This is a genomic window from Rhizobium sp. UFLA01-1127 (genome assembly GCF_059803845.1).
Genome location: NZ_JAUQTZ010000281.1, coordinates 1 through 1,782, shown reverse-complemented (window position 1 = coordinate 1,782; position 1,782 = coordinate 1). Strand labels below are relative to the sequence as shown.

The window sequence follows — 1,782 nt, the reverse complement described above, 5'->3', positions numbered from 1 at the left end:
AGATGTGTATAAGAGACAGTAGAAGAACGTTGCGCTTTGTTCGTTCAAACAGCGTTACGCCCAGCTCCTTTTCCAACCGCCCAATCATAAGGCTCAGAGCTGGCTGGGTCATCCCCAAGCGGACGGCGGCGCGTGAGAAGCTCAGTTCCTCTGCCAGAACGAGAAAAGCATTTAACTGCCGTTCATCCATCGTTTGATCTCCGGGCAGGGCTGTCAGGTGGTAACTTAGCGAACTCGACAGGTGGCAATTACTTCGTGCATCTATCGCACAAACAGTTCACTAATCCAGATTGAATCGTCGCTTATAAATTTTACTTATTTCCGGATAGGCCTTCGCGGGCGCAGTAAGTGTATAAAATTGCGAGGTTTCACGGCTAAGAAGTCCAGTTCATGGACGTCGTTCGGATTTCGGTCAATGATGATGGCACCGTGAGCGTTCGCTCCTGCAAGTTTTGCAACGAGGGCCGAGACCACGACGGGCGTAAGCGTGCCGATCGAATAGGACCCGATAATCAGTTCGAATGCATAGAAGGCGCCGGTCAGGGGCGCATTGAAAGCAGCCGCAATCGCACCGGCTGCCCCGCATCCGACAAGTGTTCTTAAGTCAGCTCTTCGCAGTTTGAATGCGATCCCCAGCTTGGATGCGATGCCTGCGGCGATTTGCGTATAGCCGGCCTCGAGCCCGATCGACGCCCCGAAGCCATTGGAAATAACGTTCTGAACGGCCACGATGATACTGTCGGTGAGCGACAGAACGACCACCGAGCAAGGCATTGGCTTGCGGAAACGGCGATCGGCATTGTGAGGGAAGAAGACGAAAGCGAGGACATCGAAGCCGGGGAGAGCGACGACGCAACTGAGGAGAGCGAAGCCAGCGGCGCAACGGTCGCCACGAGTGGCGGGACCACTGAGGTCGAGGAAGGCACGCCGAAGTTCACGCATTCCCAAGCTTTGATCGAGGTTCTGACCGCAAAGAAGACCACGGCCTTGCGTGTGGAACTGGCGAACAATCCGGGAGTGGCTCTGGCCGCCGTCGTCCACGCGATGCTGTTGCGCATCAGCTATGGTGGGTATGTGTCCGAGCAGAGTGCCCTGCAGTTGTCGCTCACCCATGAGCGCATGGGCAAATGGATCAAACAGCCGGAAAACTGCCCTGCCTCAGCCGCCTTCGAGAGCCTACAGGAAAACTATGGGCATAAAATCCCCGGCAACCCGGCCGACCTGTTCGATTGGTGCCTTGAGCAGAGCCACGATGAACTTCTGTCGCTGCTGGCTTACGCCGCCGCGCATGCCGTCAATGCGGTGGAGGTCAAATTCACCGACCGCCGGAACGGCATCGAACAGGCAAACCAGCTCGGCCGCGCTCTCAACGTCAACATGACCGACTGGTTTGAAACCACCGCCGACAGCTACTTCAACCACGTCAATCGCCGGGGGATCGAGCGGGCGGTTCTTGAAACACGCGGGCCGGAAGCAGCTCTTGCGGTTTCGTCAGCATCGAAGAAGGCCGAAGCCGTCCTGATCGCGGAACGGAAGATGAAGGGTTCGGGTTGGCTCCCGGCACCTGTTCGTATCGCAGCCGATCCAAACGCGGAACTCGAAGCCGACGCACAGTCCCTTCAGATGGCAGCGGAATAATCCGGCCGCAGCCATAAGCCGGCCGCGCTTCTCAGTGCGGCCGGCTCTGTCACACGAAACCACTTTCGTCCATCTCGTTTCAATATCAAGCACGCTGCTTTCCTTCCTCGCGCAGCTATCCAAGCCTGTCTCTTATACACATCT

At 57.0% G+C, this 1,782-nt stretch carries 2 protein-coding genes and 1 pseudogene; 1 reads left to right on the top strand and 2 read right to left on the bottom strand.

Translation table 11 applies throughout. From position 1 onward, the window contains the following. Nucleotides 1-190: LysR family transcriptional regulator (locus tag Q4Q11_RS31690; RefSeq protein ID WP_498571965.1), on the bottom strand; the 190-nt coding region annotated here is incomplete at its 3' end. 257 nt (nt 191-447) lie between these two features. Continuing rightward, nucleotides 448-781: pseudogene (locus Q4Q11_RS31685) on the bottom strand (chloride channel protein); the annotation flags it as partial. A 20-nt stretch (nt 782-801) separates the two neighbouring features. Between Q4Q11_RS31685 and Q4Q11_RS31680 the strand changes: the two are divergent. Further along, nucleotides 802-1,638 carry a hypothetical protein gene (locus tag Q4Q11_RS31680; protein WP_498571964.1) on the top strand — a complete coding sequence of 279 codons (837 nt, stop codon included), beginning with the start codon at nt 802-804 and terminating at the stop codon, nt 1,636-1,638. Nucleotides 1,639-1,782 lie beyond the last annotated feature (144 nt).